At 32.4% G+C, this 26519-nt stretch carries 28 protein-coding genes; 1 reads left to right on the top strand and 27 read right to left on the bottom strand.

The annotated features are described in order from the left end of the window. Positions 1–4: 4 nt before the first annotated feature. The 11 genes from HNP35_RS17830 to HNP35_RS17780 form a co-directional block, all read right to left on the bottom strand. Positions 5–2437 carry an SLBB domain-containing protein gene (locus HNP35_RS17830; protein ID WP_184165517.1) on the bottom strand — a complete coding sequence of 811 codons (2433 nt, stop codon included), beginning with the start codon at positions 2435–2437 and terminating at the stop codon, positions 5–7. A gap of 30 nt (positions 2438–2467) precedes the next feature. Continuing rightward, positions 2468–3514 carry a dTDP-glucose 4,6-dehydratase gene (gene rfbB, locus HNP35_RS17825; protein ID WP_184165518.1) on the bottom strand — a complete coding sequence of 349 codons (1047 nt, stop codon included), beginning with the start codon at positions 3512–3514 and terminating at the stop codon, positions 2468–2470. A 14-nt stretch (positions 3515–3528) separates the two neighbouring features. After that, positions 3529–4536, bottom strand: a complete 1008-nt coding sequence (locus HNP35_RS17820; RefSeq protein ID WP_184165521.1) for a mannose-1-phosphate guanylyltransferase — start codon at positions 4534–4536, stop codon at positions 3529–3531. 38 nt (positions 4537–4574) lie between these two features. Then, positions 4575–5864: a nucleotide sugar dehydrogenase gene (locus HNP35_RS17815; protein WP_184165536.1), complete on the bottom strand. Its 1290-nt coding sequence runs from the start codon at positions 5862–5864 to the stop codon at positions 4575–4577. A 282-nt stretch (positions 5865–6146) separates the two neighbouring features. Beyond that, positions 6147–6611 carry a UpxY family transcription antiterminator gene (locus tag HNP35_RS17810; RefSeq protein ID WP_184165539.1) on the bottom strand — a complete coding sequence of 155 codons (465 nt, stop codon included), beginning with the start codon at positions 6609–6611 and terminating at the stop codon, positions 6147–6149. Between the two features lie 88 nt (positions 6612–6699). Further along, positions 6700–8091 carry a UDP-glucose 6-dehydrogenase gene (locus tag HNP35_RS17805; RefSeq protein WP_184165542.1) on the bottom strand — a complete coding sequence of 464 codons (1392 nt, stop codon included), beginning with the start codon at positions 8089–8091 and terminating at the stop codon, positions 6700–6702. Positions 8092–8109: 18 nt separating this feature from the next. Next, entirely contained in the window at positions 8110–9093 is a 984-nt protein-coding gene (locus HNP35_RS17800) for an SDR family oxidoreductase (protein WP_184165545.1), read from the bottom strand. 10 nt (positions 9094–9103) lie between these two features. Further along, the gene (locus HNP35_RS17795) at positions 9104–11551 is read right to left on the bottom strand and encodes a polysaccharide biosynthesis tyrosine autokinase (protein ID WP_184165548.1); all 2448 of its coding nucleotides are present in this window, start codon (positions 11549–11551) and stop codon (positions 9104–9106) included. A 15-nt stretch (positions 11552–11566) separates the two neighbouring features. Further along, a complete protein-coding gene (locus HNP35_RS17790; protein ID WP_184165551.1) occupies positions 11567–12361 on the bottom strand; it encodes a polysaccharide biosynthesis/export family protein in 795 nt (264 codons plus the stop codon). Positions 12362–12433: 72 nt separating this feature from the next. After that, complete coding sequence (gene recR / locus HNP35_RS17785; protein ID WP_184165554.1) at positions 12434–13054, bottom strand: recombination mediator RecR; 621 nt, start codon at positions 13052–13054, stop codon at positions 12434–12436. A gap of 139 nt (positions 13055–13193) precedes the next feature. Beyond that, positions 13194–13559 carry a CoA-binding protein gene (locus tag HNP35_RS17780; protein WP_184165557.1) on the bottom strand — a complete coding sequence of 122 codons (366 nt, stop codon included), beginning with the start codon at positions 13557–13559 and terminating at the stop codon, positions 13194–13196. Positions 13560–13711: 152 nt separating this feature from the next. Here HNP35_RS17780 and HNP35_RS17775 point away from each other — a divergent pair, with 152 nt between their 5' ends. Continuing rightward, positions 13712–14338, top strand: a complete 627-nt coding sequence (locus HNP35_RS17775) for a MarC family NAAT transporter (protein WP_184165560.1) — start codon at positions 13712–13714, stop codon at positions 14336–14338. Between the two features lie 80 nt (positions 14339–14418). Here the strand turns inward: HNP35_RS17775 and ctlX are convergent, their stop codons facing one another. From ctlX to rpsE, 16 genes are all read right to left on the bottom strand, one after another. Continuing rightward, the gene (gene ctlX / locus HNP35_RS17770; protein WP_184165563.1) at positions 14419–15354 is read right to left on the bottom strand and encodes a citrulline utilization hydrolase CtlX; all 936 of its coding nucleotides are present in this window, start codon (positions 15352–15354) and stop codon (positions 14419–14421) included. Between the two features lie 62 nt (positions 15355–15416). Further along, positions 15417–16331 carry a dimethylarginine dimethylaminohydrolase family protein gene (locus HNP35_RS17765; protein ID WP_184165567.1) on the bottom strand — a complete coding sequence of 305 codons (915 nt, stop codon included), beginning with the start codon at positions 16329–16331 and terminating at the stop codon, positions 15417–15419. A 62-nt stretch (positions 16332–16393) separates the two neighbouring features. Then, positions 16394–17671 carry a citrate synthase gene (locus HNP35_RS17760; protein ID WP_184165570.1) on the bottom strand — a complete coding sequence of 426 codons (1278 nt, stop codon included), beginning with the start codon at positions 17669–17671 and terminating at the stop codon, positions 16394–16396. Between the two features lie 154 nt (positions 17672–17825). After that, the gene (eno, locus tag HNP35_RS17755) at positions 17826–19118 is read right to left on the bottom strand and encodes a phosphopyruvate hydratase (RefSeq protein WP_184165573.1); all 1293 of its coding nucleotides are present in this window, start codon (positions 19116–19118) and stop codon (positions 17826–17828) included. Positions 19119–19229: 111 nt separating this feature from the next. Beyond that, positions 19230–20339: a glutamine-hydrolyzing carbamoyl-phosphate synthase small subunit gene (gene carA, locus HNP35_RS17750; RefSeq protein ID WP_184165576.1), complete on the bottom strand. Its 1110-nt coding sequence runs from the start codon at positions 20337–20339 to the stop codon at positions 19230–19232. 249 nt (positions 20340–20588) lie between these two features. Next, positions 20589–21080, bottom strand: a complete 492-nt coding sequence (gene rplQ, locus HNP35_RS17745; RefSeq protein WP_184165579.1) for a 50S ribosomal protein L17 — start codon at positions 21078–21080, stop codon at positions 20589–20591. A gap of 62 nt (positions 21081–21142) precedes the next feature. Continuing rightward, complete coding sequence (locus HNP35_RS17740) at positions 21143–22135, bottom strand: DNA-directed RNA polymerase subunit alpha (RefSeq protein ID WP_008464329.1); 993 nt, start codon at positions 22133–22135, stop codon at positions 21143–21145. Positions 22136–22156: 21 nt separating this feature from the next. Further along, positions 22157–22762: a 30S ribosomal protein S4 gene (gene rpsD, locus HNP35_RS17735; RefSeq protein WP_008464326.1), complete on the bottom strand. Its 606-nt coding sequence runs from the start codon at positions 22760–22762 to the stop codon at positions 22157–22159. A 92-nt stretch (positions 22763–22854) separates the two neighbouring features. Continuing rightward, on the bottom strand, positions 22855–23238 hold the full coding sequence (gene rpsK, locus HNP35_RS17730; protein ID WP_026727866.1) for a 30S ribosomal protein S11: 384 nt from the start codon (positions 23236–23238) through the stop codon (positions 22855–22857). An 8-nt stretch (positions 23239–23246) separates the two neighbouring features. Further along, positions 23247–23621 (bottom strand): 30S ribosomal protein S13, encoded by a 375-nt coding sequence (rpsM, locus tag HNP35_RS17725; protein ID WP_184165582.1) that lies wholly within the window; start codon positions 23619–23621, stop codon positions 23247–23249. A 2-nt stretch (positions 23622–23623) separates the two neighbouring features. Continuing rightward, the gene (gene ykgO, locus HNP35_RS17720) at positions 23624–23740 is read right to left on the bottom strand and encodes a type B 50S ribosomal protein L36 (protein ID WP_002987490.1); all 117 of its coding nucleotides are present in this window, start codon (positions 23738–23740) and stop codon (positions 23624–23626) included. A gap of 12 nt (positions 23741–23752) precedes the next feature. Further along, a complete protein-coding gene (gene infA / locus HNP35_RS17715; RefSeq protein ID WP_007136545.1) occupies positions 23753–23968 on the bottom strand; it encodes a translation initiation factor IF-1 in 216 nt (71 codons plus the stop codon). Positions 23969–23975: 7 nt separating this feature from the next. Beyond that, positions 23976–25322 (bottom strand): preprotein translocase subunit SecY, encoded by a 1347-nt coding sequence (secY, locus tag HNP35_RS17710; protein ID WP_007803669.1) that lies wholly within the window; start codon positions 25320–25322, stop codon positions 23976–23978. Between the two features lie 13 nt (positions 25323–25335). Beyond that, the gene (gene rplO / locus HNP35_RS17705) at positions 25336–25788 is read right to left on the bottom strand and encodes a 50S ribosomal protein L15 (protein WP_091496646.1); all 453 of its coding nucleotides are present in this window, start codon (positions 25786–25788) and stop codon (positions 25336–25338) included. Positions 25789–25799: 11 nt separating this feature from the next. Next, positions 25800–25982: a 50S ribosomal protein L30 gene (gene rpmD / locus HNP35_RS17700; protein WP_008464315.1), complete on the bottom strand. Its 183-nt coding sequence runs from the start codon at positions 25980–25982 to the stop codon at positions 25800–25802. Positions 25983–25993: 11 nt separating this feature from the next. Beyond that, the gene (rpsE, locus tag HNP35_RS17695; protein WP_085949269.1) at positions 25994–26518 is read right to left on the bottom strand and encodes a 30S ribosomal protein S5; all 525 of its coding nucleotides are present in this window, start codon (positions 26516–26518) and stop codon (positions 25994–25996) included. Position 26519 lies beyond the last annotated feature (1 nt).

Genomic DNA, 26519 nt, shown 5'->3' with positions numbered 1-26519 from the left:
AATCTTATTTAAAAGCTGTAACAATTAATAATGCTAAACTTGAAACCACACTACCGATTCCGACCCATTCTCCCGCAGTCATTTTTTTCCTTTCAGGTTTTTCAGGAACTACAATTTGCGAATCTGGCTCCACTTTTGGATATGATCTAAAAAACAAAAACGAAGTTGTTACATCAGCTTTTCCATTTGGATAAATTATATAGGCTTTTTTCTTCCAGCCTTTACTGTCAATACCACCTACAGCATTAATATAATATTTAAAGCCCTTACCATTTCTATAAGGTATTTCAGATGTTAACAAAACATTCCCGGTAACCTTAACACCTTCATTATAAACTGCTACTTCAATTTCATCTCCCGGAAATAAAGTGACATTTGAAAAATGATTTTTATCTTTTACAATTTTTTCCCAGTTTACAGGAATTGTTGCAAATTTTAAATCTTCTTTCAATTTTTTTGCCAGCTTACCTTTTAGTGTATCATTTTTAGAAATATTTAAATCAATTCTTTCTAATGTTTCAATTTGTTCTTCTTTAATAGGCCTCTTAATTTTCATTCCATCAAGATTTGCAATTGAGGTTAACCCTCCTGCTCTCATTACCACATTATATACTGTCTCTTTTTTATTAGCCAAAACATATTTACCTGGATACCCTACAGCCCCACTGACTGTAACCATTTGAGGTTTCTCATAAACTGCCATCCTACGAATATTAATTACATCAAAAGGCTTTAAAACAAAATTTTTAATTTGCTCATTATTATCAGCTGTGATTTCCAATTCAATTAGCTCAATTCGCTTAGGATCAGCATCATCGATTGCATCAGATTTAATCATTCTTGCAATTTCAACTCTTTTTGAAGCCGAACCAGTTAATCCTCCAACCTGAACTACCAAGTCGTTTAATGTAAGATTTTCAAAATATTCATATTCCCCTGGATTTTTTACTTCTCCATCAATAGTAACTTTATACTCTTCTCTAAAATCCAAAATAGAATATACAGTTACAATATCTTCTCTTTTTAATTCAATATCTGCATTTAAATCACCTGACAATGCAGCTCCCAAATCCACATTAACAATTTCAGTAGTTAAATCTGTTTTTAAACGAATAATTCTTGCTCTTTTACTGTAGGCATCCTCTTTTAGTCCCTCTGCTCTAGTAATAAGATCAGAGATTCTCATTCCTTCAGTAAAAGAATAATAATCTGGTCTAAAAACAGCACCTTCAATTTTAATACGGTTTTCGAATCGATTTAAAATTCTTGTAATTCTGAAAACATCTCCTGATTTAGGCAGATAGGAACTGAATTCACTTTCACTTACATCATGAACTTTAAATTCTTTTCCTGTCTTTTGCAGTACATTTATCGATGCTGTATAAGCAAATTCATTAAACCCAGAAGCAAAATTTAACAAATCAGAAAAACTTTCACCTCTTTTCATTTCAAAAATGCCAGGACGTTTCACTTCTCCTTCCATAGTAACTCTCTGAGTATATGCTGGAATTCTAATTACATCATTTTCTTTTAACGTAACATTATCAGATTGATCTCCTTTAACTAAAAATCGATAAATATCAATATTTCTATATACTTTATTATTCCTTATTAATTCTATGTTTCTGTAGCTTCCGTTTTTTCCTGGCCCTCCTGCTAAATGTAAAGCGTTATATACTGTCGCCAAAGACGAAATTGAATAATTACCAGGTTGTTTACCTCCGACAATTGTAATTTTAATAGTTCTTATTTGTCCCAGACTTACACTCACCTGAGATTGCCCAGAACGGACTGTACTATAAACTCTAGCAATAGCCGCCTTTATTTTTTGTGAAGCTGCTTCTATTGACATTCCAGATACAGCTATTTGACCAACATAATCAATAGTTATTTTTCCTTCAACACTTACTGGTATACTAGCATTATATTCTTGAACTCCATAGACACTAACTTGTAACTCATCTCCAGGGCCTAAAATATAATTCATAGGAGTTGCCAATTTTAAATCTGGCGCAAAATCTAAAGTTGGATTATCAAACAACTCCGAACCAAAAATTAAAGCATTAGCAGAGTCTTTAACTTTTACATTTTCAACTTTTTCTTGTTTTCTACCGAATTCAGAAGCTTTTTCTCCCGCTTTTAGCGTATTATCTTTTACCTCCTTTTTTCCATTTTTGTTTTCATAATCCTTAAGTTTGATTTTAAGCTTATTAAAATCAGCTTGAGTCATCCCTTTCGATAGAGCTATCTGCTCTACTTGGTCAATACTTGTATTATTACTTTTTAATTGTGCACTAATTTTAGCCAAATCATCATCAGACAAGTAATCAACCTTTATTGTACTCAAATCTTTAGACTTCATTAAATCCTGTGCTACAGCATTAAATGGAATAGTTAAAACAAAAAACAAAGTAAGAACGTATATAATTTTTTTCATTTTTTTTTAATAGTTTTCTTATTATAATGTTTATGAATATTGTTTCTTATAATAGTCTTGATAAACGCCAGAAGTGACATTTTTCAACCAATCTTCGTTATTTAAGTACCAATTTATAGTTTTTTCTAGACCTTCTTCAAATGTAACAGTAGGTTTCCATCCAAGTTCTCTATTAATTTTTGAAGCATCGATAGCATAACGTAAATCATGTCCTGGTCTGTCTTTAACATATGTTATAAGTTTTTCAGATGTCCCCTTTTCTCTTCCTAACTTCCCATCCATGATTTTACACAATAATCTAACCAAATCTATATTTTTCCATTCATTAAACCCCCCAATATTATAAGTTTCATGATTTTTTCCTTCATGAAAAACTAAATCTATGGCAATTGCATGGTCTTCTACAAAAAGCCAATCACGAGTATAATTTCCATCTCCATAAATTGGAAGTAACTTATTATTTATAATGTTATTTATAAAAAGTGGGATTAACTTTTCTGGAAAATGATGTGAACCGTAGTTATTTGAGCAATTAGTTAAAACATAAGGCAGTCCATAAGTTTCTCCATAAGCTCTCACAAAATGATCCGAGCTAGCTTTAGAAGCTGAATAAGGAGAGTTTGGATCATATGGAGTTTTTTCCGTAAACAAGCCTTCATTTCCTAATGATCCATAAACTTCATCAGTACTTATATGATAAAATCTTTTCCCATCGAAATTACCTTTCCATTGATTTTTAGCTACGTTTAACAAATTCATTGTACCTATGATATTTGTCTTAACAAACCTTAAAGGATCTTCAATAGAACGATCTACATGAGATTCTGCTGCTAAATGTAAAACTCCATCAAAATTATGTATCCCGAAAAGATCATTTATAAACTTTTCATCGACAATGTCTCCTTTGATAAAAGTGTAGTTTGAATTTGCCTCAATATCTTTTATATTTTCTAAATTACCCGCGTAAGTTAAAGCGTCTAAATTAAAAATGTGATATTCAGGATATCTACTTACAAATCGTCTTACTACATGAGAACCAATAAATCCTGCGCCACCAGTTATAAGTATCTTTTTCATTTATTATCTCTTCTCTAATTTAGCAAATCTGAATTTTGTTTCTCTAATTCACTATAAATATCTTTTACATCTTGTGAACTCTCTTTCTGTAAAATTAAATTAGCTGTTTCAGTATAAACAAAAATGGTGTTTTTTAAGCCTAGAAAAGTTGTATGTTTATCACATCCAATAACCATATTTCCATTTGCATCTGTTGAATGTCCTTTTAAATTCAAATAATCATATACTGACTCAAACGAACCTAAATCAGACCAAGAAAAAGAAGCTGGGACAACTTTAATTTTTTTACTTCTTTCCATTACTGCATAATCGATACTTATTGAAGGAATTTCCATAGATAAATTTAAATCTAAAAATCCTTGCTTACTTGCTTCCCATACAACTTTTGATTTTTCGTAGACATCAGGCTGGAATTTCTTTAATTCTTCGAGCAGGACGCTCGCTTTAAAACAAAACATTCCGCTATTCCATAAGAAATTACCTTTTGCTATAAAATCTTTTGCTGTAGTTTCATTCGGTTTTTCACGAAACGAAATTACATTATCTCCCTCTGCTTCTATGTAACCATAGCCTGTCTCCGGTTTAGTTGGAATTACTCCAAAAGTAACTATAAACCCATCATTAGCTTTTAATACTGCCTCATTTATAGCCTTATTATAATTTTCCATTTGATCTATAATATGATCAGATGGAGTAATAATTAAAATATCATCTGGATCTGATGCAAATGCTGCAAATGCAATTGCCGCTGCAGTATTTCTTGGTGTAGCTTCTATAATATTAATATAAGAAGTACTTGTCTTCTCCATTACTTTTCCACTCAACTGATGATTATCAACATTGCCAACAACCATTACTTTATTAGCTAAATGACTATTTCGATCAACAGTCATTTCAAACAAAGATTTACCTTCGAATATCTCAAGATATTGTTTTGGCCTACTCTTTCGCGAAAGTGGCCATAATCGGCTTCCAACTCCTCCTGTAAGGATTACATGTGTAATAGATTTATCTGAACTCATATATTTTTTTTAAACAAATAAAAAAGTGGAAATTATATCTAAAGCCTATTATCTGCTAAAGAACCTAAAACCCCTTTCACATCATAAATTAAGCTTTTTTCTTTTTGTAAATTTGAAAAATCAATCTCAAGAAATTCTGAATGAGCAACCCCCAATACTAGGGCATCGAATTTTTCTTCTGGTAAAATATTTATTGTCTCCAACTTATACTCTCTCTTTACTTCATCTATATTTGCTAGGGGATCAAAAATTGTAACTGCTATTCCATAATCCTTTAAAGCCTTTATAACATCAACAATTTTGGTATTTCTTACATCTGGGCAATTTTCCTTAAATGTTATTCCCAACATTAAAAGACTGGCTCCATTTACTGAAATACCTTTTTTAATCATCAATTTCACAATCTGAGAAGCAACGTATTCTCCCATACTATCGTTCAAACGTCTCCCTGCTAAAATTATCTCAGGATGATATCCAAATTCCTGCGCTCTTTGTGCTAGATAGTAAGGATCTACTCCTATGCAATGTCCTCCTACGAGACCTGGTTTAAAAGGCAAGAAATTCCACTTTGTTGAGGCAGCCTCCAATACTTCTTGCGTATCAATATTCATTAAATTGAATATTTTAGCTAACTCATTAACAAAAGCAATATTAATATCTCGTTGCGAATTTTCAATGACTTTTGCAGCTTCAGCAACTTTTATTGTTGGTGCTAAATGTGTTCCAGCGGTGATAACTGATTTATATAAAGCATCTACTTTTAGTCCAATTTCAGGAGTTGAGCCTGATGTAACTTTTAATATTTTTTCAACAGTATGCTCTTTATCGCCTGGATTTATTCTTTCTGGAGAATAACCTGCAAAAAAGTCTTCATTAAATTTTAAACCAGAAACTTTCTCTAAAACAGGAACACATTGTTCTTCCGTAACACCTGGATATACGGTTGATTCATAAACAACGATATCTCCTTTTTTTAATACTTTTCCAACAGTTTCGCTGGATTTATATAAAGGTGTCAAATCAGGTCTGTTATTTTTGTCAACAGGAGTAGGAACTGTTACTATATAATAATTACAATTTTCAATATCGCTTAACGAGGTACTACAATACAATCCTTTTTCTCCTTCTAGTTTTGTAACCAAAACCTGTTGCAAGACTTCGTCTTCAACTTCTAATGTCGTATCGGTTCCAGATTTTAAAGAATTGACTCTAACTTCATTTATATCAAAACCAACTACTGAATATTTTGTAGCAAATAATCGAGCTAAAGGCAAACCAACATAGCCTAAACCAATAACTGCGATTCTTACATTTTTTTCTAATTCCATTTTTTCAATTTATTTAGGTCATTAAAATTCACGGCTTCGCCGTTCCGAGTCACAGAATCCTGCCTCAGCTACCTAAATTAATCATTTTCGGCAAATATAGTACAATAAGTCAACTTATTCAATACGGTTTCCCGTAATCATCAAAAACAAATTGTTAATAAAAACACACTCAAGCACAACACCTTATTAATCAGGCTGTAAATAATTACTTTATAAAAAAAACAGAAGAAAAAAATCTAAAAAAGACTTTCTCTTCTGCCATTTTCCTATTAAATAACGGGCTTATTTGTATTTTATTTTCAAAACACATCCTAAAGTTTCTAACACAAGTGTGTAATAATTATTAGACACTTCTTGTACAATCGCATTTTGATTGCTAAATGCTCCTGAATCTAATTTAATTTTATCTCCTACTTGGAAAGGCAAAACTGCGACGTCACTTATATTTGGAGATTTAAGATTTGTTTTTATAGTATTAATTTCTTCATCTTTAACAACAGCAGGTTTTCCTAACCAAAACAAATACCGTACTATACCTGCAACTTGAAAAACCGAGTTCCTTTCAGAGTCTGGAATTTGAACAAATACATAAGAATTAAAAAGTGGCACTTCTACTTTCTTCTTCCTATCTGACCATTGCTTAATTTGAGTAATTAAAGGACAATAACATTCAATTCCTAATTGTTGCAGCTTATCTGCAACTTTTTTTTCCCATTTCGGTTTTGTATAAACTACGTACCAATTCATTTTTCTATTTATAACGAAGTAAAGCCGACTTACTACTTCACATTTTCACTTCCTTTTCACTCCCTTTTTACTTCACTACAAAATTCACTTAAGAACCAATACCTTGATAAATAAAACCAATTGCTTCTAATTTTTTTGCGTCCAAAATATTTCTTCCATCAAAAACAAAAGCTGGTTTGTGCATTGAATCGTAAATTCTCTTCCAATCATAAGTTGTAAATTCATCCCACTCTGTTAAAACAGCAACAGCATGTGCATCTTTACAGGCATCATAAGCATTGTCCAAAGTTTCTAGATAAGAAGAATTTTCCTGATTATTTCTTGTTTCTAAATAATCTAAGTCACTAATCATTTTATTTCTTGTCACTTTTGGATCGTAAACCGAAATCTTTGCTTGCTCATTTATCAAATCATCCGCAACATAGATAGCAGCAGACTCTCTTGTATCATTAGTATCTTTTTTAAAAGCCCAGCCAAGAAATGCAATTTTTTTATCTGCTACTGTATTATATAATGTTTGAACAATTTTATTAGAGAATCTTCTTTTCTGGTGGTCATTCATAATAATAACCTGTTCCCAATAATCTGCAACTTCATTTAATCCATATGATTTTGCGATATAGACTAAATTCAAGATATCTTTTTGAAAACAAGATCCACCAAAACCAACTGATGCTTTTAGAAACTTAGCTCCAATTCTGCTGTCCATTCCAATTGCTCTCGCAACCTCAGAAACGTTTGCTTCTGTTTTTTCGCATAGTTCAGACATTGCATTGATTGAGGAAATACGTTGTGCCAAAAATGCATTTGCTGTAAGTTTAGATAATTCTGAAGACCAAACATTGGTTGTCAAAATTCTATCTTTACTTACCCAATTTGCATAAACATCAACAAGCGCCTGAATTGCTTTTTGTCCCTCTGAAGTTGTATCTCCACCAATCAAAATTCTATCTGGATTTAACAAATCTGTAACTGCCGTTCCTTCTGCTAAGAATTCTGGGTTTGACAAAATTTGAAATTGCACACCATTTCCAGTATTCTCTAATATGCTTTTTATTGCTTCGGCAGTTCTAACTGGTAAAGTTGATTTTTCAACCACTATTTTATTCTGTTTTGCAACTCTTGCAATTTGTCTAGCGCATAATTCGATATACTTTAAATCGGCTGCCATACCTTTTCCTTTTCCGTAAGTTTTTGTAGGCGTGTTTACCGAAATAAATATCATTTGCGCTTCATCTATCGCTTTGTCAACATCTGTAGAAAAAAACAAATTGCGTCCTCTAGCTTCTGAAACAATTTCTGAAAGACCCGGTTCATAAATTGGTATATTTTCAGGATTCGGATCGTTCCAATCTGCAATTCTTTGTTCATTTAAATCTACGACTGTAACTTGAATATCTGGACATTTTTGAGCAATAACTGCCATTGTTGGCCCTCCAACATATCCTGCACCAATGCAGCAAATTTTTGTAATTTTCATTTATTTTTATTTTTATTTTTATTTTAAATTATTCCAGTACCATCCAACCGCCTCTTTCAAACCTTCTTGTAAAGAATATTTTGGATTATATCCTAGCATTTTTTTTGCTTTTTCTATACTAGCTAATGAATGAGGAATATCACCAGCTCTATTTTCTCCATAAATAACTTGGACATCGTTTATTTTTGAATCGAATTCCGACAAATATTGTTTCAAATATTTTACCAAATCATTTAATGTATTTCTATCCCCAAAAGCAGTATTATAAACTGTATTAATTGCTTCTGGATTTTGACAGGTAATTGCCAACTCATTCATCTGAATTACATTATCGATATAAGTAAAATCACGAGAATAATTTCCATCTCCATTAATTACCGGACTTTCGTAACTCATAAATTGTTTTACAAATTTCGGAATTACTGCAGCGTAAGCTCCGTTAGGATCTTGCTTTCTTCCAAAAACATTAAAATAACGAAGTCCTATCGTTTCTAACCCATATGCTTTACTAAAAATTTCCGCATATAATTCGTTTACATATTTAGTAATCGCGTAGGGCGAAAGTGGTTTCCCGATAACTTCTTCCACTTTAGGCAAACCTTGTGAATCTCCATAAGTTGAAGAACTAGCCGCGTAAACAAAACGCTTAACTTTAGCATCGCGAGCCGCCGTTAACATATTTAAAAATCCAGAAACATTTACTTCATTTGTGGTAATAGGATCTTTAATTGATCTCGGAACCGAACCTAAGGCCGCTTGATGCAAAACGAAATCTGCTCCCTGTACCGCTAGAATACAATCACTAATATTTCTAATATCACCTTCAATTAATTTAAAATCTGGATTATCAAGAAAATCTTTTAAATTATGACGATGACCAGTAGAAAAATTATCCAAACAAACTACCTTATAACGTAATCCTAAAAAATACTCAGTCAAATTTGAACCTATAAATCCAGCACCTCCTGTAATTAAAATTGTATTTTTTACTATGTTTTCCATTTATAAAAGATTATTGTTTTTTAAATCTGTTTAAGAGTGTTTTCCAAAAACCGAGTTTACTTTCTTCTTCATGATAACCATTTGCATATGCTCCATATCCATAGCCGTAGCCATAGCCCGCGCCATATTTTGCTTTATTTTCGTATCCGTTCAAAACGATACTAATATTACTTAATTCTCCACGTTTCATTCTGGTATTTAACAACGTTATCATTTCTTTCTTAGTATAGTTTTGTCTTACTATATAGAGCGTGACATCTGCAAATTGAACTAATTCTAATGAATCTGCCACCAAACCAACTGGAGGTGTATCCAAAATCACATAATCATATTTCTGTTTCAATTCTTCTATTAATTCTTTCATTGCATCGCCTAAAATAAGCTCTGAAGGATTGGGCGGAATAGGACCAGAAAGGATTACATCTAAATTTGGAACTGAGGTTGAATTTGTTATCTCTTCTAAACTGTTTTGCCTAATAAGATAATTAACAACACCTAAAGGTGAGGTTAATTGAAACTCGTCTGCCAATCTAGGTTTTCTTAAATCCAAACCAACGATTACTGTTTTCTTTTCACTTAAAGCAAAAACGGTTGCGATATTAATAGAACAAAATGTTTTACCTTCTCCACTAATTGACGAAGTAATCATCAAAGTCTTTGAACCGTTAACCTGTTGCTTTTTATACAAAAACTGCAAAGAAGAACGAATTCCTCGAAAAGCCTCTGACAGTGCTGATTTTGGCTTATCAAACACAGCTAAATTGACAGCACTTTTATTAACGCCAATAACTCCAAGCAAGGGAATTTGAGTTAACTTACTAATATCATCAGTATTCTGAATAGAGTTATTTATAAAGAAAATACCAAAAACAAATAATAAAGGAATTAGTATTCCTAAGAATAAAGCTAGAATATAATTTGCTGAAGTTTTAGGTCCAATTAATCCTCCTCCAATATCCTTTGCTGAATCTATGAAATGAATATCAGATAAATTAGACGCTTTAACTATTTCCGCTTCATTCCTTTTTTGAAGAAACTCAGTGTAAATATTATCATTTAGATCATACTTCCTCTTGATTTTCAACAATTCTTGTTGTTCTTCAGGAAGTTTTCTCACCGTACTTTCAGCCTGACCTAATTTAGCATTAACCATTGCTAAATCAGACATCAATGCTATTTTTGCTGAGGAAATATTTTCTTGGAGCACATTTTTTACGGCTACCATTTGATTATCAAAATCCTTAAATATTTTATCACTTTTTACAGCATAGGCCATTTCAGATCTTTGAGTCGAAAGTGCAATTAATTTTGAAACATTTGCCACAATATTTGGATCTTCAATTCCTGCTACTGATGGTGCCGGAAGTCTTGAATAATCTGAATTATTATTTAAGTATGCTTTTAATGAATTATAATAGGCTGTTTTTCGAGCAATCGCATCTTTTTCAAGATCAAAACTCATTATTTTCTCTGAAACCTTAGCTCCACCGTCTTCAATTTGATAAATGTTTTTATCTTTTTGAAATGTTTTCAACTCGTTTCCAGTTTGTTTCAATTGAGATTCCATTGCCACCAAAGTACTATCAATAAATCTAATCGTATTTGTCGCAAATTGATTTTTTCCATCAAGCTGTTTTTTAATGAGCATTTTTACGGTCGAATTCAAATAATCAACCATTCTTGCTTTATTTCCTCCTTGCATCGAAAGAGTTAGAATAGAACCTCCATTTTTATCTCCCTCAACACCTATACCTCTGTAATTGGCAACAGTTCCGTTAAAATCATTAAATCTAACAAAGTATTCTTTTCCTTTATAAAAACCAGGATTATCTGTAATTTGTAACTTCCAATTTAAAAAAGGCAAATTAACTTGTTCGCCCACTTTATATTTTTGCGAGAAATCTCCAATCTTGACAGAAGTATTACTATAAGTATTGGTACTGTACGTAATTAATGAAACAGAATTGCTTTCAAAAGGAATACTGACTTGATATACATTTTCACTTAGAAACGTAATTTTTATTAGCGTCCCAGCAATTTGTCCTTTTGATTTATCAATATCTACAAAAAAAGGCACAGCTCCGTAAGAGTCAACAAAATTGTATTTCCCTTGCTCCAAGTAATCAATATAATATTCAAGTTTATCCACAACTGATTCGTTGTGAGATCTTGATTTAAGGATTGTCGAGATTCCATTAACTTGATCAGATACCCCTCCCCAATTGAAAACTAGACTTGTATTAGACGTAAAGAAAGGATTACTTTCTTCCTTAATAGAAACCATAGTTTCCATTATATAAATTTTTTCTTTACGAATATTTATTTGATAAGCAATTGTAAACGCAATAATCAAACTGATTAAAAACCATTTCCAGTAACTAATAACCTTCAACAATAGGCCTTTAAAATCAAAATTGGCATGATTTTCAAAAATGGAAAAATCTTTAATATCTAACATTTTTTAAATCTTTTTTTAATTTTTTATTATAAGATAAACTGTGGTTGCCAAAGATAATAATGTTATAACAGTTCCTATTGACTGGATTCCTGTCTGGCCAGTTCCCCAAGTTTTTTGCTTTAATGGCTTTACATAGATATAATCATTGGGTTGCAAATAATAATATGGGGATTTCATAACATTGCGATCAGTAAGATCTATGTCATGCATTTGAACTCCAGTTGGAGTCTGGCGGATTATAGTTACTTCTTTTCTGTTACCGACTGTCGTAATATCGCCAGAATTTGCAATAGCTTCTAAAACTGTTACATTGTCTTTAAACAATACATTTGTTCCAGGAGATCCGACTTCTCCATTTATTGTATATCTGAAACCAGCTAATTTTACAGTCACAAAAATATTTGCTTCGCTTTTAAAATACTCTTCTAGTAACTTTTTTTCAATTTTTATTCTGACTTCTTCAAGCGTGAAACCTATAACGTTTATTTCTCCCAAAATCGGAAAACGAATATTCCCATGATCATCGACTGTAAATCCATCAAAATATAATGACGATTCTGAGTTTGCGCTTTGTACATTCTGCACATTTGTAGTATTAAAAATAGAAACCAGCTTTGGATCAATCGCCTTAATATTAATACTTAAAACATCATTTATCTGTAATCGATATGGTTTGCTTTCTACTGAAGCAATTGTGTTTTGCTCATTTGAGGTATTTTTATCTTGAAGGTATACCAAATCTTTAACTGGAATACACGAGGTAAATAATACCGAAATTAATAACAATAGATAAAAACTGTTTTTTGTCATCAGTGAAATTTTATCGCAAATATAGTTTTTCCTGATTTGCTCAGAAAAACCAAAATTCTATTTGGGGTTTAGTTAATTATTTTTAAACGTTTTTTCAAAAGGAACTCTATGAAGAATACTTCTTCCTAAAGTAACTTCATCTGCATATTCTAATTCATCTCCAACAGATATTCCTCTCGCAATTGTTGAAACAATAATTTCAGAATCTGCAATTTGTTTATAGATATAAAAATTGGTTGTATCGCCTTCCATCGTAGAGCTTAATGCAAATATGATTTCGGATACTTTTCCAGATTTTACTTTATCTACTAAACTTGAAATATTCAATTGATTTGGCCCTACACCTTCAATAGGCGAAATTTTCCCTCCTAAAACATGATAAATACCTTTATACTGACCTGTATTTTCAATTGCCATGACATCACGAATATCCTCAACTATACAAATCGTTTCATGGTTTCTAGCCAAATTAGCACATATTTCACAAATTTTCGTATCAGAAATATTATGACAGCTTTCGCAAAACTTAATATCCTCACGCATATTAATCAATGCTTGAGATAAAAAAGAAGTTTGTTCTTTTGGTTGTTTTAACAAATGAAGAACCAAACGAAGCGCTGTACGTTTACCTATACCAGGTAATTGAGACATTTCGTTAACCGCTTTTTCAATTAATTTTGATGAAAATTCCATAACGACAAAAGTAATACTTTTAATGGTTTAGCCCACATGATGACAATTAATTTCAATGTTTATTGCCATTTCAGATTTATTATTAGAAGTCGAATTACAAATTGTCAATTATACAAACTTCAGTATATTTTTTTCTTTTTTAATATTGACTTGTTGCCAACAAAACCAAGGTACAAGCAACTTCAACCTGAATATCATTTAACTCTAATAATTGATACAATTCTGGATTTTCTGTTCCTGGATTAAAAATTACTCTTTTAGGATGAGCTTCAATAATATAATTATAATAATCTCTCTGACGGGCAGGATTAAGATATAAAGTGATTGTGTCAATATTTTTAACTGGTATTGCTTTCGTCTGAATTTTTACGCCAGCAACTTCTCCCGCTTTTTGCCCAATAGCCAAAACTGAATGCCCTTTTCCAACGAGCATATTTACTGCCCTATATGAATATCGTTCTGGATTTGTCGATGCGCCTATAACTAATGTTTTTTTACTTTTCATTTTTCCTATTTGAAATGCAAAAGTAATCAAAAAGAAGCATTTTTTTCTATGTATTTGATTCCGAATCGGTAACATTCAAAATATTATCCTAACATTATTTCGCTTAAAACCATCAAAAATTAACTACTTTTACTTCACTAACCCAAATTTATATGGAATTATTTATTTACTTATTTGCTGCTTTGTTCTCTGTCTTAAATCCTATTGGAACCGTTCCAATTTTTGTTGGATTAACCCAACATGATTCTCAAAAAGAAAGATCTAGAATTTCTCTCTGGACAGCTATTAATGTTTTTATAATATTACTAGTTTCGTATTTTATTGGACAATATGTATTATCCTTTTTTGGAATTAGTATAGACGCTTTAAGAATAGCTGGTGGAATTGTAATCGTAAATTCTGGTTTTTCTTTGCTATCTGGAAAATTCAATAAAAAACGAGGAATTAACAAAAAAATTGAAAATGAAGCACAACAAAGAAATGACATTGCATTAACACCTTTAGCAATTCCGATGCTTGCAGGTCCTGGATCTATGTCGCTTTTAATTGCTTTCTATCAAGAGCATCATGAAATAAACGAAATCATCATTTCATGTTTTGCAATTTTAGCAATTGGAATTAGCATTTTTGCTATCTTAAAAAGTGCTCATTATTTAGCTAGAATTTTAGGTGCTTCCGGTATTGTCGCAATTTCTAGAATTGTAGGATTCATAGTTATTTCAATTGGAATCCAATATATTGTAAGCTCAATTGTAAATATTATTAAAGGAAATTTCTAATTTAGCAATGTTCTTTAAAAAAGAAAGGGATAAATTCTAATATAGATTTTATCCCTTTCTTTTTTATTAAATATTTTATTCTAATTTCTTGGAAGAAAAACTTCAGCCATCATACATCTAGCGCTTCCGCCGCCACAAGCTTCAATTGTATCAAGACTTGAACTTAAAATTTCAGCATGATTTTCTAATTGGCTAATTTGTTTCGGTGTTAGGCTTTGATGCGCAGACGCACTCATAACAATATATCGTTTATCATTCGTTCCACGAACTTCAAGCATATTTCCAGCAAAATTGTTTACTTGATCTTCCGTAATCAAAATAATTTCTTTTCCGTCTTGTTTGAGATTATCCAAAACCATTTTACGTTCTTTCTTATCATCAATAGAATCTGCGCAAATAACTGCAAAAGTCTCCCCTAAACACATCATCACATTTGTATGATAAATTAGTTTACGCTCTCCATCTACGGTTTGAAATGCTTCAAAAATTACAGGGGCATAATCAAAATCTTCGCAAAACTCTATAAACAATTCTTCATCTGCTCTTGGCGATAAAGCACAATACGCTTTCCCATTTGCTCTATCTAATAACAAACTTCCCGTTCCTTCTAAGAAAATACCATCTTCTTCAGCGGAAGTATAATCCATTATATCGGTAATTTCAAATCCTTTTTCTTCCAAAGTATCCAAAATATCTTCACGACGTTCTTGACGACGATTTTCAGCAAACATTGGATAAAGTGCCACATCTCCATTTTCATGGAATGAAACCCAATTATTTGGAAAAATACTATCAGGAGTATCAGTCTCTAGAGTATCTTCAATTACAGTAACATCAACTCCAACTGCTCTCAATTTTTCAACGAAAGTATCAAATTCCTGTTGGGCTTTTGCATTTACCGTACTTGGTAATAATCCGTCTAATACTTTTTGGTAATAATTATTTACAGCTGTCTGTTCATTCATTCTGAAAGCAACTGGCCGAATCATTACTATTGCGTTTGTTGTTTGTTTCATTTTTTGTGTTTTTTTGTTTCAAGTTTCAGGTTTCACGTTCTGTAAAAACTTCAAACAATTATTTAGTCTCTAATTAATGGTAATGTTGAGCATCTCAACAAACCTTCTTGTTTCGCAATTTCGGCATACGGAATTTCTTCAACCGTAAAACCGTTAGCACGAAGCCAGTTATTTAGTCTTGTAAAGTTTTTTTCAGAAACCACTACATTTTCATCAATTGAAAATACGTTTGAAAACATATTATACATTTCATTTCTTTCGATGTGAAACAAATTTTCCTTTCCAAAAAGTTTTACTAAATAAAGATAGTCTGCTTCTTCTCTAAAACCTCTTTTATAGATAATTCCTTTATCTTTCCCGACAGGCTGAAAACAACAATCCAAGTGTAAAGCATTATCACGAGCCTCTAACTTAGACTTCACCAAATCAAACTCTTTGACAATTTTATTAGGAAACAATTCTTTTATATAGTTAACGCCATGCATATTGGTTCTTGCCGTGATATAATCTTTATAATCACTTCCTTTGTAGGTACCAATAAAAATATGGTCATTCCAAAGCATAACATCTCCTCCTTCAATATGAACTTCTTCAGGTGGACGAACTACTTTTACTGGGTCAATTTTGTCGATTACATATTGAATTGCATCTAATTCACGTTCGCGGTCTGGCAGAATATTAGATTTTACAAAAATATCATCAATTACAAAACCGATATCTCTTGCAAAAATCTGATTATAATTTTCGATCATTTCCGGACGATAAACTGTTACATCATACTTCTGAAAAACAGTATTAAAAGCATCCATTTCGGCAACCATATCTTTTTCAATAGGATAAGTTCCTGCCTTAATATGTTCCAATGATTTAGGATCATAAGCTTCCTCTAAACTTGGAGTTGGCCCATTATGAACAGCAGAACCCAAAACAACTGCACGAAGTCTAGATGTTTCGTTCTTTACATTTAATTGCAACATAACATTATAATATTTTGAGCAAATATAAAAAAAGCTTCACAGTTAAGTGAAGCTTTCGTTTTTTATTTATTAGACTTGAATTCTCTTAAAGGATGTCCTGTGTAGATTTGTCTTGGTCTTCCGATTGGCTCTTTGTTCTCACGCATTTCTTTCCATTGTGCGATCCAACCTGGTAGTCTTCCAATAGCAAACATTACCGTGAACATATCTGTTGGAATTCCTAAAGCTCTGTAGATAATTCCAGAGTAGAAATCAACGTTTGGATATAAGTTTCTTGATTTGAAGTATTCATCTTCAAGAGCAGCTTTCTCTAGTTTTCTTGCAATATCCAAAATTGGATCTTCAACACCTAAAGTTTCTAATACTTCAGTCGCTGCTTTTTTGATGATTTTGGCTCTTGGATCAAAGTTTTTGTAAACTCTGTGTCCGAATCCCATTAAACGGAAAGGATCATTTTTATCTTTCGCTTTTGCTAAGAATTTATCTGTATCTCCTCCATCTTTATTAATTTCTTCTAACATCTCAAGCACTGCTTGGTTTGCACCTCCATGAAGTGGCCCCCATAAAGCAGAAACTCCTGCAGAAACTGAAGCAAATAAACCAGCATGAGAAGAACCTACCATTCTTACTGTCGAAGTAGAACAGTTTTGTTCGTGATCTGCGTGAAGAATAAATAATTTATCTAATGCATTTACAATAACTGGGTTTGCTGAATAAGGTCCTGTAGGCAATTTAAACATTAATTGCATAAAGCTTTCCACATAACCTTTTGTATTATCGTAATAGTTCAATGGATAGCCCATTGATTTTCTGTAAGTCCATGTAGCAATTACAAGAAATTTAGCCATCGTTTTACAAATAGCCTCGTACATTTCTTTTTCGTTATCAACATTTACAGCTTTAGGGTTAAATGCTGTCAAAGCACTTGTTAAAGCTGATAATACTCCCATTGGGTGAGCTGTCTTTGGAAAACCGTCAATAATATTTTTCATTTCTTCGTTTACCAAAGAATGTTTTCTAATATTATTTTCAAAATCTTCTAATTGTGCAGCAGTAGGTAATTCTCCAAAAATCAAAAGATATGAAACTTCTAAGAAACTTGCTTTTTCAGCTAAGTCTTCGATAGAATACCCTCTGTAACGTAAAATTCCTTCTTCTCCATCTAGGAAAGTGATTTCACTCGTACAAGACCCTGAATTTTTATAACCTGGATCAATTGTAATAACTCCTGTTAAATCACGTAATTTGTTAATATCGATAGCTGATTCATTTTCACTTCCTGTGATTACCGGAAGTTCAATCTTTTTACCATCTATTTCTAATGTAGCTATTTTTGACATAATATCTTGGAAATAATTCTTTAAATAATAATTTACCAAATCTAATGAATTTAAGACTAATTAAAAAAAGAATACTGCTATGAATTTGTTAAAACTCCAAAAAAAAACCATCTGCAAAAACAGATGGTTTCTTTTCGATATATAATTTATGCAATTATTTGATTTTAAAAGCATTTAAACCAGGGAAGTAAGCAGTGCTTCCTAATTCCTCTTCAATTCTTAATAATTGATTGTATTTAGCCATACGATCAGAACGAGAAGCCGAACCAGTTTTAATTTGACCACAGTTTAAAGCTACAGCTAAATCTGCAATTGTATTATCTTCAGTTTCTCCAGAACGGTGAGACATTACAGATGTATAACCAGCATTTTTAGCCATGTTTACAGCAGCAATAGTTTCAGTTAAAGTACCAATTTGGTTTACTTTTACTAAAATTGAATTAGCAATTCCTTTTTCGATACCAGTTGACAAACGAGCAACATTAGTAACAAATAAATCATCACCTACTAATTGTACTTTATCTCCAATTTTTTCAGTTAAAGCTTTCCATCCATCCCAGTCATCTTCATACATACCATCTTCGATAGAGATAATTGGATATTTAGCAGCAAGTTCAGCTAAGTATTCAGCTTGTTCTGCAGAAGTTCTAATTTTTCCTGTTTCACCTTCAAATTTAGTATAATCGTATTTACCGTTTACATAAAACTCAGAAGCGGCACAGTCTAGAGCAATCATAATTTCGTCACCGAAAGTATATCCAGCTTTTTCAACGGCAAGTTTGATAGTATCCAAAGCATCTTCAGTACCTCCAGCTAAGTTTGGAGCAAAACCTCCTTCGTCACCAACAGCCGTACTTAAACCTCTATCGTGTAAAACTTTTTTCAAACTATGAAAGATCTCAGTTCCCATTTGCATTGCATGTGTAAAAGAAGTTGCTTTTACTGGGAAAATCATAAACTCTTGAAATGCGATAGGCGCATCAGAGTGAGAACCTCCGTTGATGATATTCATCATTGGAACTGGCAATGTATTTGCAGAAACACCACCTACATATCTGTATAATGGTAATCCAAGTTCATTAGCAGCAGCTTTTGCAGCAGCTAAAGAAACTCCTAAAATAGCATTAGCTCCTAATTTAGATTTGTTTGGAGTTCCATCTAAATCAATCATTAATTGGTCAATTGTGTTTTGTTCGAAAACAGAAGTCCCAACTAATTCTTCAGCAATAACAGTATTTACATTGTTCACTGCATTCAAAACACCTTTACCTAGATAAGCTTTACCTCCATCACGTAATTCAACAGCTTCGTGCTCTCCAGTTGATGCTCCAGATGGAACAGCAGCTCTACCTAAAACTCCATTTTCAGTTACTACGTCAACTTCAATAGTAGGATTACCTCTAGAATCAAGAATTTGTCTTGCGTGAACTTTAATTATAATACTCATTATTTTTGTTTTTTATTAATAAATTATATTTTTTTTTCGAAATTATAAAAATATTTAATACTATAAACGCATTTTAAAGATTAAACACCTTTATTTATTAACTACATCGTTTTAGGCTTTAGCCGTTTTGATGTTCTCCACAAATTGATCAAATAAATATGACGAATCGTGTGGTCCTGGACTTGCTTCTGGGTGATACTGAACTGAAAAACAATTCTTATTTTTCATTCTCATTCCAGCTACTGTTCCATCATTTAAATGAACATGAGTAATCTCTAGTTCAGGATGATTATCCAATTGCTCTTTTTTAACAGCAAATCCGTGGTTTTGAGAAGTAATTTCACCTTTACCAGTAATGATATTTTTCACAGGGTGATTAATTCCTCGGTGTCCATTAAACATTTTATAAGTTTCTACACCATTAGCTAAACCAATAACCTGATGCCCCAAACAAATTCCGAAAAGCGGTTTATTATCCGCCAGAATTTCTTTTGCAACCTGAATAGCTCCAAATAATGGATCTGGATCTCCAGGTCCGTTTGACAAGAAATAACCATCAGGATTAAATTCTGATAAATCTTTATAAGTAGAATTATAAGGATACACTTTTATATAACAATCTCTTTTAGCTAGATTTCTTAAGATATTCTTTTTAATTCCAAGATCTAAAGCAGAGATTTTATACGTAGCATTTTCATCACCAAAGAAATATGGTTCAGTAGTAGATACTTTAGAAGCTAATTCTAAACCTTCCATATTTGGCACATTAGCCAGTTCTTTTTTCAAATCTTCTATTGAAGTACCATCAGTACAAATAACTGCATTCATCGCACCATTGTCACGAATGTAACTTACAAGTGCACGAGTATCAACATCAGAAATACAGATTAAATTTTGTTTAGTAAAATAATCTTCTAAGCTTTCAGAAGCATTTTCTCTTGAATAGTTAAAACTGAAGTTTTTACAAACCAAACCAGCAATTTTAATACTATCAGATTCTACCTCTTGCTCATTAACACCATAATTTCCGATATGTGTATTTGTAGCCACCATAATTTGACCGAAATAAGAAGGATCAGTAAAAATCTCCTGATAACCTGTCATTCCAGTATTAAAACAAACTTCACCGAAAGTTTTACCGCTGATTCCGATAGATTTCCCGTGAAAAATTGTTCCATCACTAAGTAATAAAATGGCGCTTTTTCGTGTTGTGTATTTCATTATTTAATTTGTATTGTTTTTTTTATCAAGTATAAAAACCAAAATGATGGCCTTTATAATGTAATTAGATATTTTGCAAATTTACTTCTTTAAAGAAGCTCTTCCAAGACTTTTTAAAACTTTCCTTCGTAAAAATAAAACCTATCATTTTAAATAAGTTACATTTCTTTAGGCTTAAAAAAATCAAAAAAAAAGGATAAACTAAAAATTAGTTTATCCTTTAATATTATAGAATGATTACTCTCATAATTATTCAGAAGCTTCAGTAGTCGTTTCTGATTCAGCAGCAGGGGCTTCAGGAGCAGTAGTTTCAGCTTTTTTAGCTTTACCACCACGACGGCTTTTCGCTTTTTTAACTTCTTTTTTACCTCCGTTGTAAAGTTCATTGAAGTCAACAAGTTCGATCATTGCCATATCAGCATTATCTCCCAAACGATTTCCAACTTTAATGATACGAGTGTATCCACCTGGACGGTCACCTACTTTAGCAGCAACATCTCTGAACAAATCAGTTACAGCGTATTTATTACGTAAGTAAGCAAAAACAATACGACGATTGTGAGTCGTATCCTCTTTTGATTTTGTGATTAAAGGCTCAACAAATTGTTTAAGCGCTTTAGCTTTAGCAACAGTAGTGTTAATACGTTTGTGCTCGATAAGAGAACAAGCCATATTAGCCAACATAGCTTTTCTATGTCCAGTCTGTCTGCTTAAGTGGTTGAATTTTTTTCCGTGTCTCATGACGTATTTTTTTTATCTTCATCTTGCTACAATCCACGATGGAGAGCAAAATATGAAGTAAATTATTCTTTATCTAATTTGTATTTAGCTAAATCCATTCCGAAAGTTAAATTCTTAACTGCAACAAGTTCATCAAGTTCAGTTAAAGATTTTTTACCAAAATTACGGAATTTCATTAGGTCATTTTTATTGAACGATACTAAATCACCAAGTGTATCAACTTCAGCCGCTTTCAAGCAATTTAATGCTCTCACAGATAAATCCATATCAACAAGCTTAGTTTTAAGCAATTGTCTCATATGCAATGACTCTTCATCATACGATTCTGTTTGTGCAATTTCGTCAGCCTCAAGTGTAATTCTTTCGTCAGAGAATAACATGAAATGGTGAATTAAAACTTTAGCAGCTTCAGTAAGAGCATCTTTAGGATTGATAGATCCATCAGTTTTGATTTCAAAAACTAATTTTTCGTAATCCGTTTTTTGCTCAACACGGAAATTTTCGATTGCATATTTTACATTTTTTACCGGAGTAAAAATAGAATCTGTAAAAATCGTTCCAATTGCAGCATTCTGTTTTTTGTTCTCTTCAGCAGGCACGTATCCTCTACCTTTTTCGATTGTTAAATCGAAATTCAATTTGATTTTAGAATCTAAGTTACAGATAACAAGGTCTGGATTTAGAACTTGAAAACCTGAAATAAATTTTTGAAAATCACCTGCTGTTAATTGATCTTTACCAGAAACAGAAATAGTAACTGATTCATTATCGATATCTTCAATTTGACGTTTGAAACGTACTTGTTTTAGATTAAGGATAATTTCGGTAACATCTTCAACAACACCTGAAATAGTAGAAAACTCATGATCTACACCTTCGATACGAACAGATGTAATTGCATAACCTTCTAATGCTGAAAGCAAAACTCTTCTAAGTGCATTACCAACTGTCAATCCGTAACCAGGTTCTAAAGGTCTAAATTCAAATTTACCTTCAAAATCGGTTGAATCGATCATGATAACTTTATCGGGCTTTTGAAAATTAAATATTGCCATAAATTTCGACTAAGTCAATTATTATTTGTTGTACAACTCTACGATTAATTGTTCTTTAATGTTTTCTGGAATTTGAAGTCTCGCAGGTACAGAAACGAAAGTTCCTTCTTTAAGATCATTGTTCCAAGTAATCCATTCATAAACATGACTTGAATTTGATAAAGAACGTTCGATAGCTTCTAGAGATTTAGATTTTTCACGAACTGCAACTTTATCACCAGGCTTAAGGTGGTAAGAAGGAATATTAACAACCTCTCCATTTACAGTAATGTGTCTGTGAGAAACGATTTGACGCGCACCTCTTCTAGATGGAGCAATTCCCATTCTAAAAACAACATTATCTAATCTTGCTTCGCATAATTGTAATAAAACTTCACCAGTTACTCCTTTTGTAGCTGATGCTTTTTCGAATAAATTTCTGAATTGTTTCTCTAAAATTCCGTAAGAATATTTAGCTTTTTGCTTTTCCATTAACTGAACAGCGTACTCAGATTTTTTTCCTCTTTTTTTAGCCATCCCGTGTTGTCCAGGTGGGTAATTTCTTTTTTCGAAAGATTTATCATCTCCGAAGATTGCCTCGCCAAATTTACGAGCGATTTTGGTTTTAGGACCAGTATATCTTGCCATTTTAAAAAAAATTTTAAGGTAGAAATTATGAATTCAGGTCTAATCCTTCGATAATCTATGTTCTACCTTGTTTATACTATAAAAATAAAAAATTAAACTCTACGTCTTTTTGGAGGACGACATCCGTTATGTGGCATTGGAGTAACATCAATAATTTCAGTAACTTCAATTCCACCGTTATGAATAGAACGGATAGCAGACTCACGTCCGTTACCTGGTCCTTTTACATAAACCTTAACTTTTTTAAGTCCTGCCTCAAGTGCTACTTTAGCGCAATCTTCTGCTGCCATTTGAGCTGCATAAGGAGTATTCTTTTTAGAACCTCTGAAACCCATTTTACCAGCTGAAGACCAAGAGATAACTTCACCTTTCTTATTAGTCAAAGAAATAATAATGTTATTAAAAGTGGCAGAAATATGAGCCTCACCCGTTGATTCAACGATAACTTTACGTTTTTTTGCAGTTGCTTTAGCCATATTACTTATTATTTAGTTGCTTTTTTCTTGTTAGCAACAGTTTTTCTTTTACCTTTTCTTGTTCTTGAGTTGTTTTTAGTTCTTTGTCCTCTTAACGGAAGACCAGATCTATGACGAATACCTCTGTAACATCCAATATCCATTAAACGTTTAATGTTTAAAGAAATTTCAGAACGTAATTCACCTTCAATTTTGTAAAATGAAACTGCCTCACGAATTGCTCCGATTTCGTCGTCATTCCAATCTTGAACTTTTTTATCTTGGCTTACTTGAGCTTTCTCTAAAATCTCAACAGCTCTACTTTTTCCTAATCCGAAGATGTAGGTAAGTGCGATTACACCTCTTTTGTTTTTTGGGATATCTACCCCTGCTATTCTTGCCATAATTATCCTTGTCTTTGTTTAAATCTAGGATTCTTTTTGTTTATTACGTACAGTCTCCCTTTTCTACGCACGATAATGCACTCGGCACTTCTCTTTTTTACTGATGCTCTAACTTTCATAGTGAATATCCTTTAATATCGATAAGTAATTCTTGCTTTTGACAAATCGTAAGGACTCATTTCTAGCTTCACTTTATCACCAGGTAATAATTTGATATAATGCATTCGCATTTTTCCAGAAATATGAGCAATTACAATATGTCCATTTTCTAACTCTACACGGAACATAGCATTTGATAATGCTTCTATAATTGATCCGTCTTGTTCTATTGCTGATTGTTTTGCCATAAATATATTAAGCTACCGCTTTTCTATTTTTACCAGTCTTCATTAAACCATCATAATGTTTGTTTAACAAGTATGAATTGATTTGTTGAATAGTATCTATTGCAACTCCAACCATAATTATTAATGAGGTACCTCCAAAAAACATCGCCCAAGATTGTTGTACATCCATAATACTTACAACAATAGCTGGGAACACAGCAATCAAAGCAAGGAATAAAGATCCTGGGAAAGTTATTAAAGACATCACTTTATCAAGGAAATCAGAAGTTTCAGCTCCTGGACGTACGCCCGGAATAAAACCACCGCTTCTCTTTAAATCATCAGCCATTTTGTTAGTAGGTACAGTGATTGCAGTATAAAAGAATGTAAATACAATAATTAAAGTTGCAAAAACAAAATTATACCAGAAACCAAACATATTACTAAATGCACCAACAATTGATTGTGATGTATCTGATTTAGACAGCCCAGCCACAGCCGCAGGGATAAACATAATTGCTTGCGCAAAAATAATTGGCATAACTCCCGAAGCATTAAGCTTAAGAGGAATCCATTGTCTATTACCACCTGCTAAATCTTGCTCGTAATCTCCAGTAGTTGTACGACGAGCGTATTGCACCGGAATTCTACGTACTGCCATTGTAAGCAATACACAAGAAATAATAACTAATAGCCACACAATAATTTCAATAACTAATAACATTGGACCTCCATTGTTATTGGTAACACGAGTTGTAAACTCTTGAATAAAAGCTTGTGGTAAACGAGCTAAAATACCAACCATAATTAACAATGAAATACCATTTCCAATACCTTTATCTGTAATTTTTTCTCCAAGCCACATTGCAAAAATTGTTCCTGTAACTAAGATAATAACAGATGAGAACAAAAATTCTGGTGAATTAAAGCCTAGCAAAAATGCATTACTAGGCAATGTTCTGTATAAATTATAGATATAAGTTGGACCTTGAACCAATGTGATAGCGATTGTCAACCAACGAGTGATTTGATTAATCTTTTTTCTACCACTTTCTCCATCATTTTGAAGTTTTTGCAAATATGGAATCGCAATCCCCATCAACTGAACGACAATAGACGCAGAAATATAAGGCATGATACCTAAAGCAAAAACTGAAGCCTTAGAGAAAGCACCCCCGGTGAACATGTCTAGAATAGATCCTAGACCATTTTTAGTTTGTCCCGCTAAACCAGTCAATTGCGTTGCGTCAATTCCAGGAAGCGTAACGTGTGCTCCAAAACGATATACTAAAAGCAATCCTAATGTAATTAAGATTCTATTCTTTAGTTCTTCGATTTTCCAAACATTACTTATTGATTCAATAAATTTCTTCATCTTAATAGATAAGTTATATAGTTACAGCTTCTCCACCTGCAGCTTCAATAGCCGCTTTTGCAGTAGCAGTAAATTTGTGGGCAGTTACTTTTAATTTTGCTTTCAATTCTCCTCTACCTAAAATCTTAACGATTTCATTTTTAGAAGCTAGACGATTTGCTACGAAATCTGTCATTGAAACAGAATCAGTAATTACACCGTTATCAACTAATAATTGAAGAGTATCTAAATTAACACCTTCGTATTCTTTACGATTGATGTTTTTGAAACCAAACTTAGGTACACGTCTTTGAAGTGGCATTTGTCCTCCTTCAAAACCAATCTTTTTAGAATAACCAGAACGAGATTTAGCTCCTTTGTGTCCACGTGCAGCAGTACCACCTTTTCCAGAACCTTCTCCTCTACCTAATCTTTTATTTTGATTGTGTGTAGATCCCTCAGCAGGTTGTAAGTTACTTAAATTCATAACAGTATTTGTTATTTAGCTTCTTCTACAGAAACTAAGTGTTTAACTTTGTTTATCATCCCAAGGATAGCAGGATTTGACTCATGCTCCACAACTTGTCCAATTTTACGTAGACCTAAAGCTTCCAACCCTCTCTTTTGAGAAAGAGGACAGTTGATTTTGCTTCTTACTTGTTTTACTAATAATTTAGCCATAATTTCCTGAATTAACCTTTAAAAACTTTTTCTAAAGAAACACCTCTTTGTTTTGCAACAGTGTGAGCGCTTCTCATTTGCAATAAAGCATCAAAAGTTGCTTTTACTACGTTATGTGGATTTGATGATCCTTGAGATTTAGACAATACATCGTGAATACCTACTGACTCAAGAACTGAACGAACAGCTCCACCAGCAATAACTCCTGTACCATGAGACGCAGGAATTAAGAATACACGTGCACCACCAAATTTACCTTTTTGTTCGTGAGGAACAGATTGTCCATTTAAAGGAATTCTAACTAAGTTTTTCTTAGCATCTTCTACTGCTTTCGCAATTGCTTCAGAAACGTCTTTAGATTTTCCTAATCCATGACCAACTACTCCATTTTCATCACCTACAACTACAATAGCAGAAAAACCGAAAGCTCTACCTCCTTTTGTAACTTTAGTAACACGATTAACACTAACTAGACGATCTTTTAATTCAAGACCACTAGGTTTTACCAATTCTACATTTTTGTATTTAGACATAATA

Source organism: Flavobacterium notoginsengisoli (genome assembly GCF_014207905.1).
Lineage (GTDB): Bacteria > Bacteroidota > Bacteroidia > Flavobacteriales > Flavobacteriaceae > Flavobacterium > Flavobacterium notoginsengisoli_A.
The sequence above is the reverse complement of the archived record's forward strand: the minus strand, read 5'-3'. Positions and strand labels throughout refer to the sequence as shown.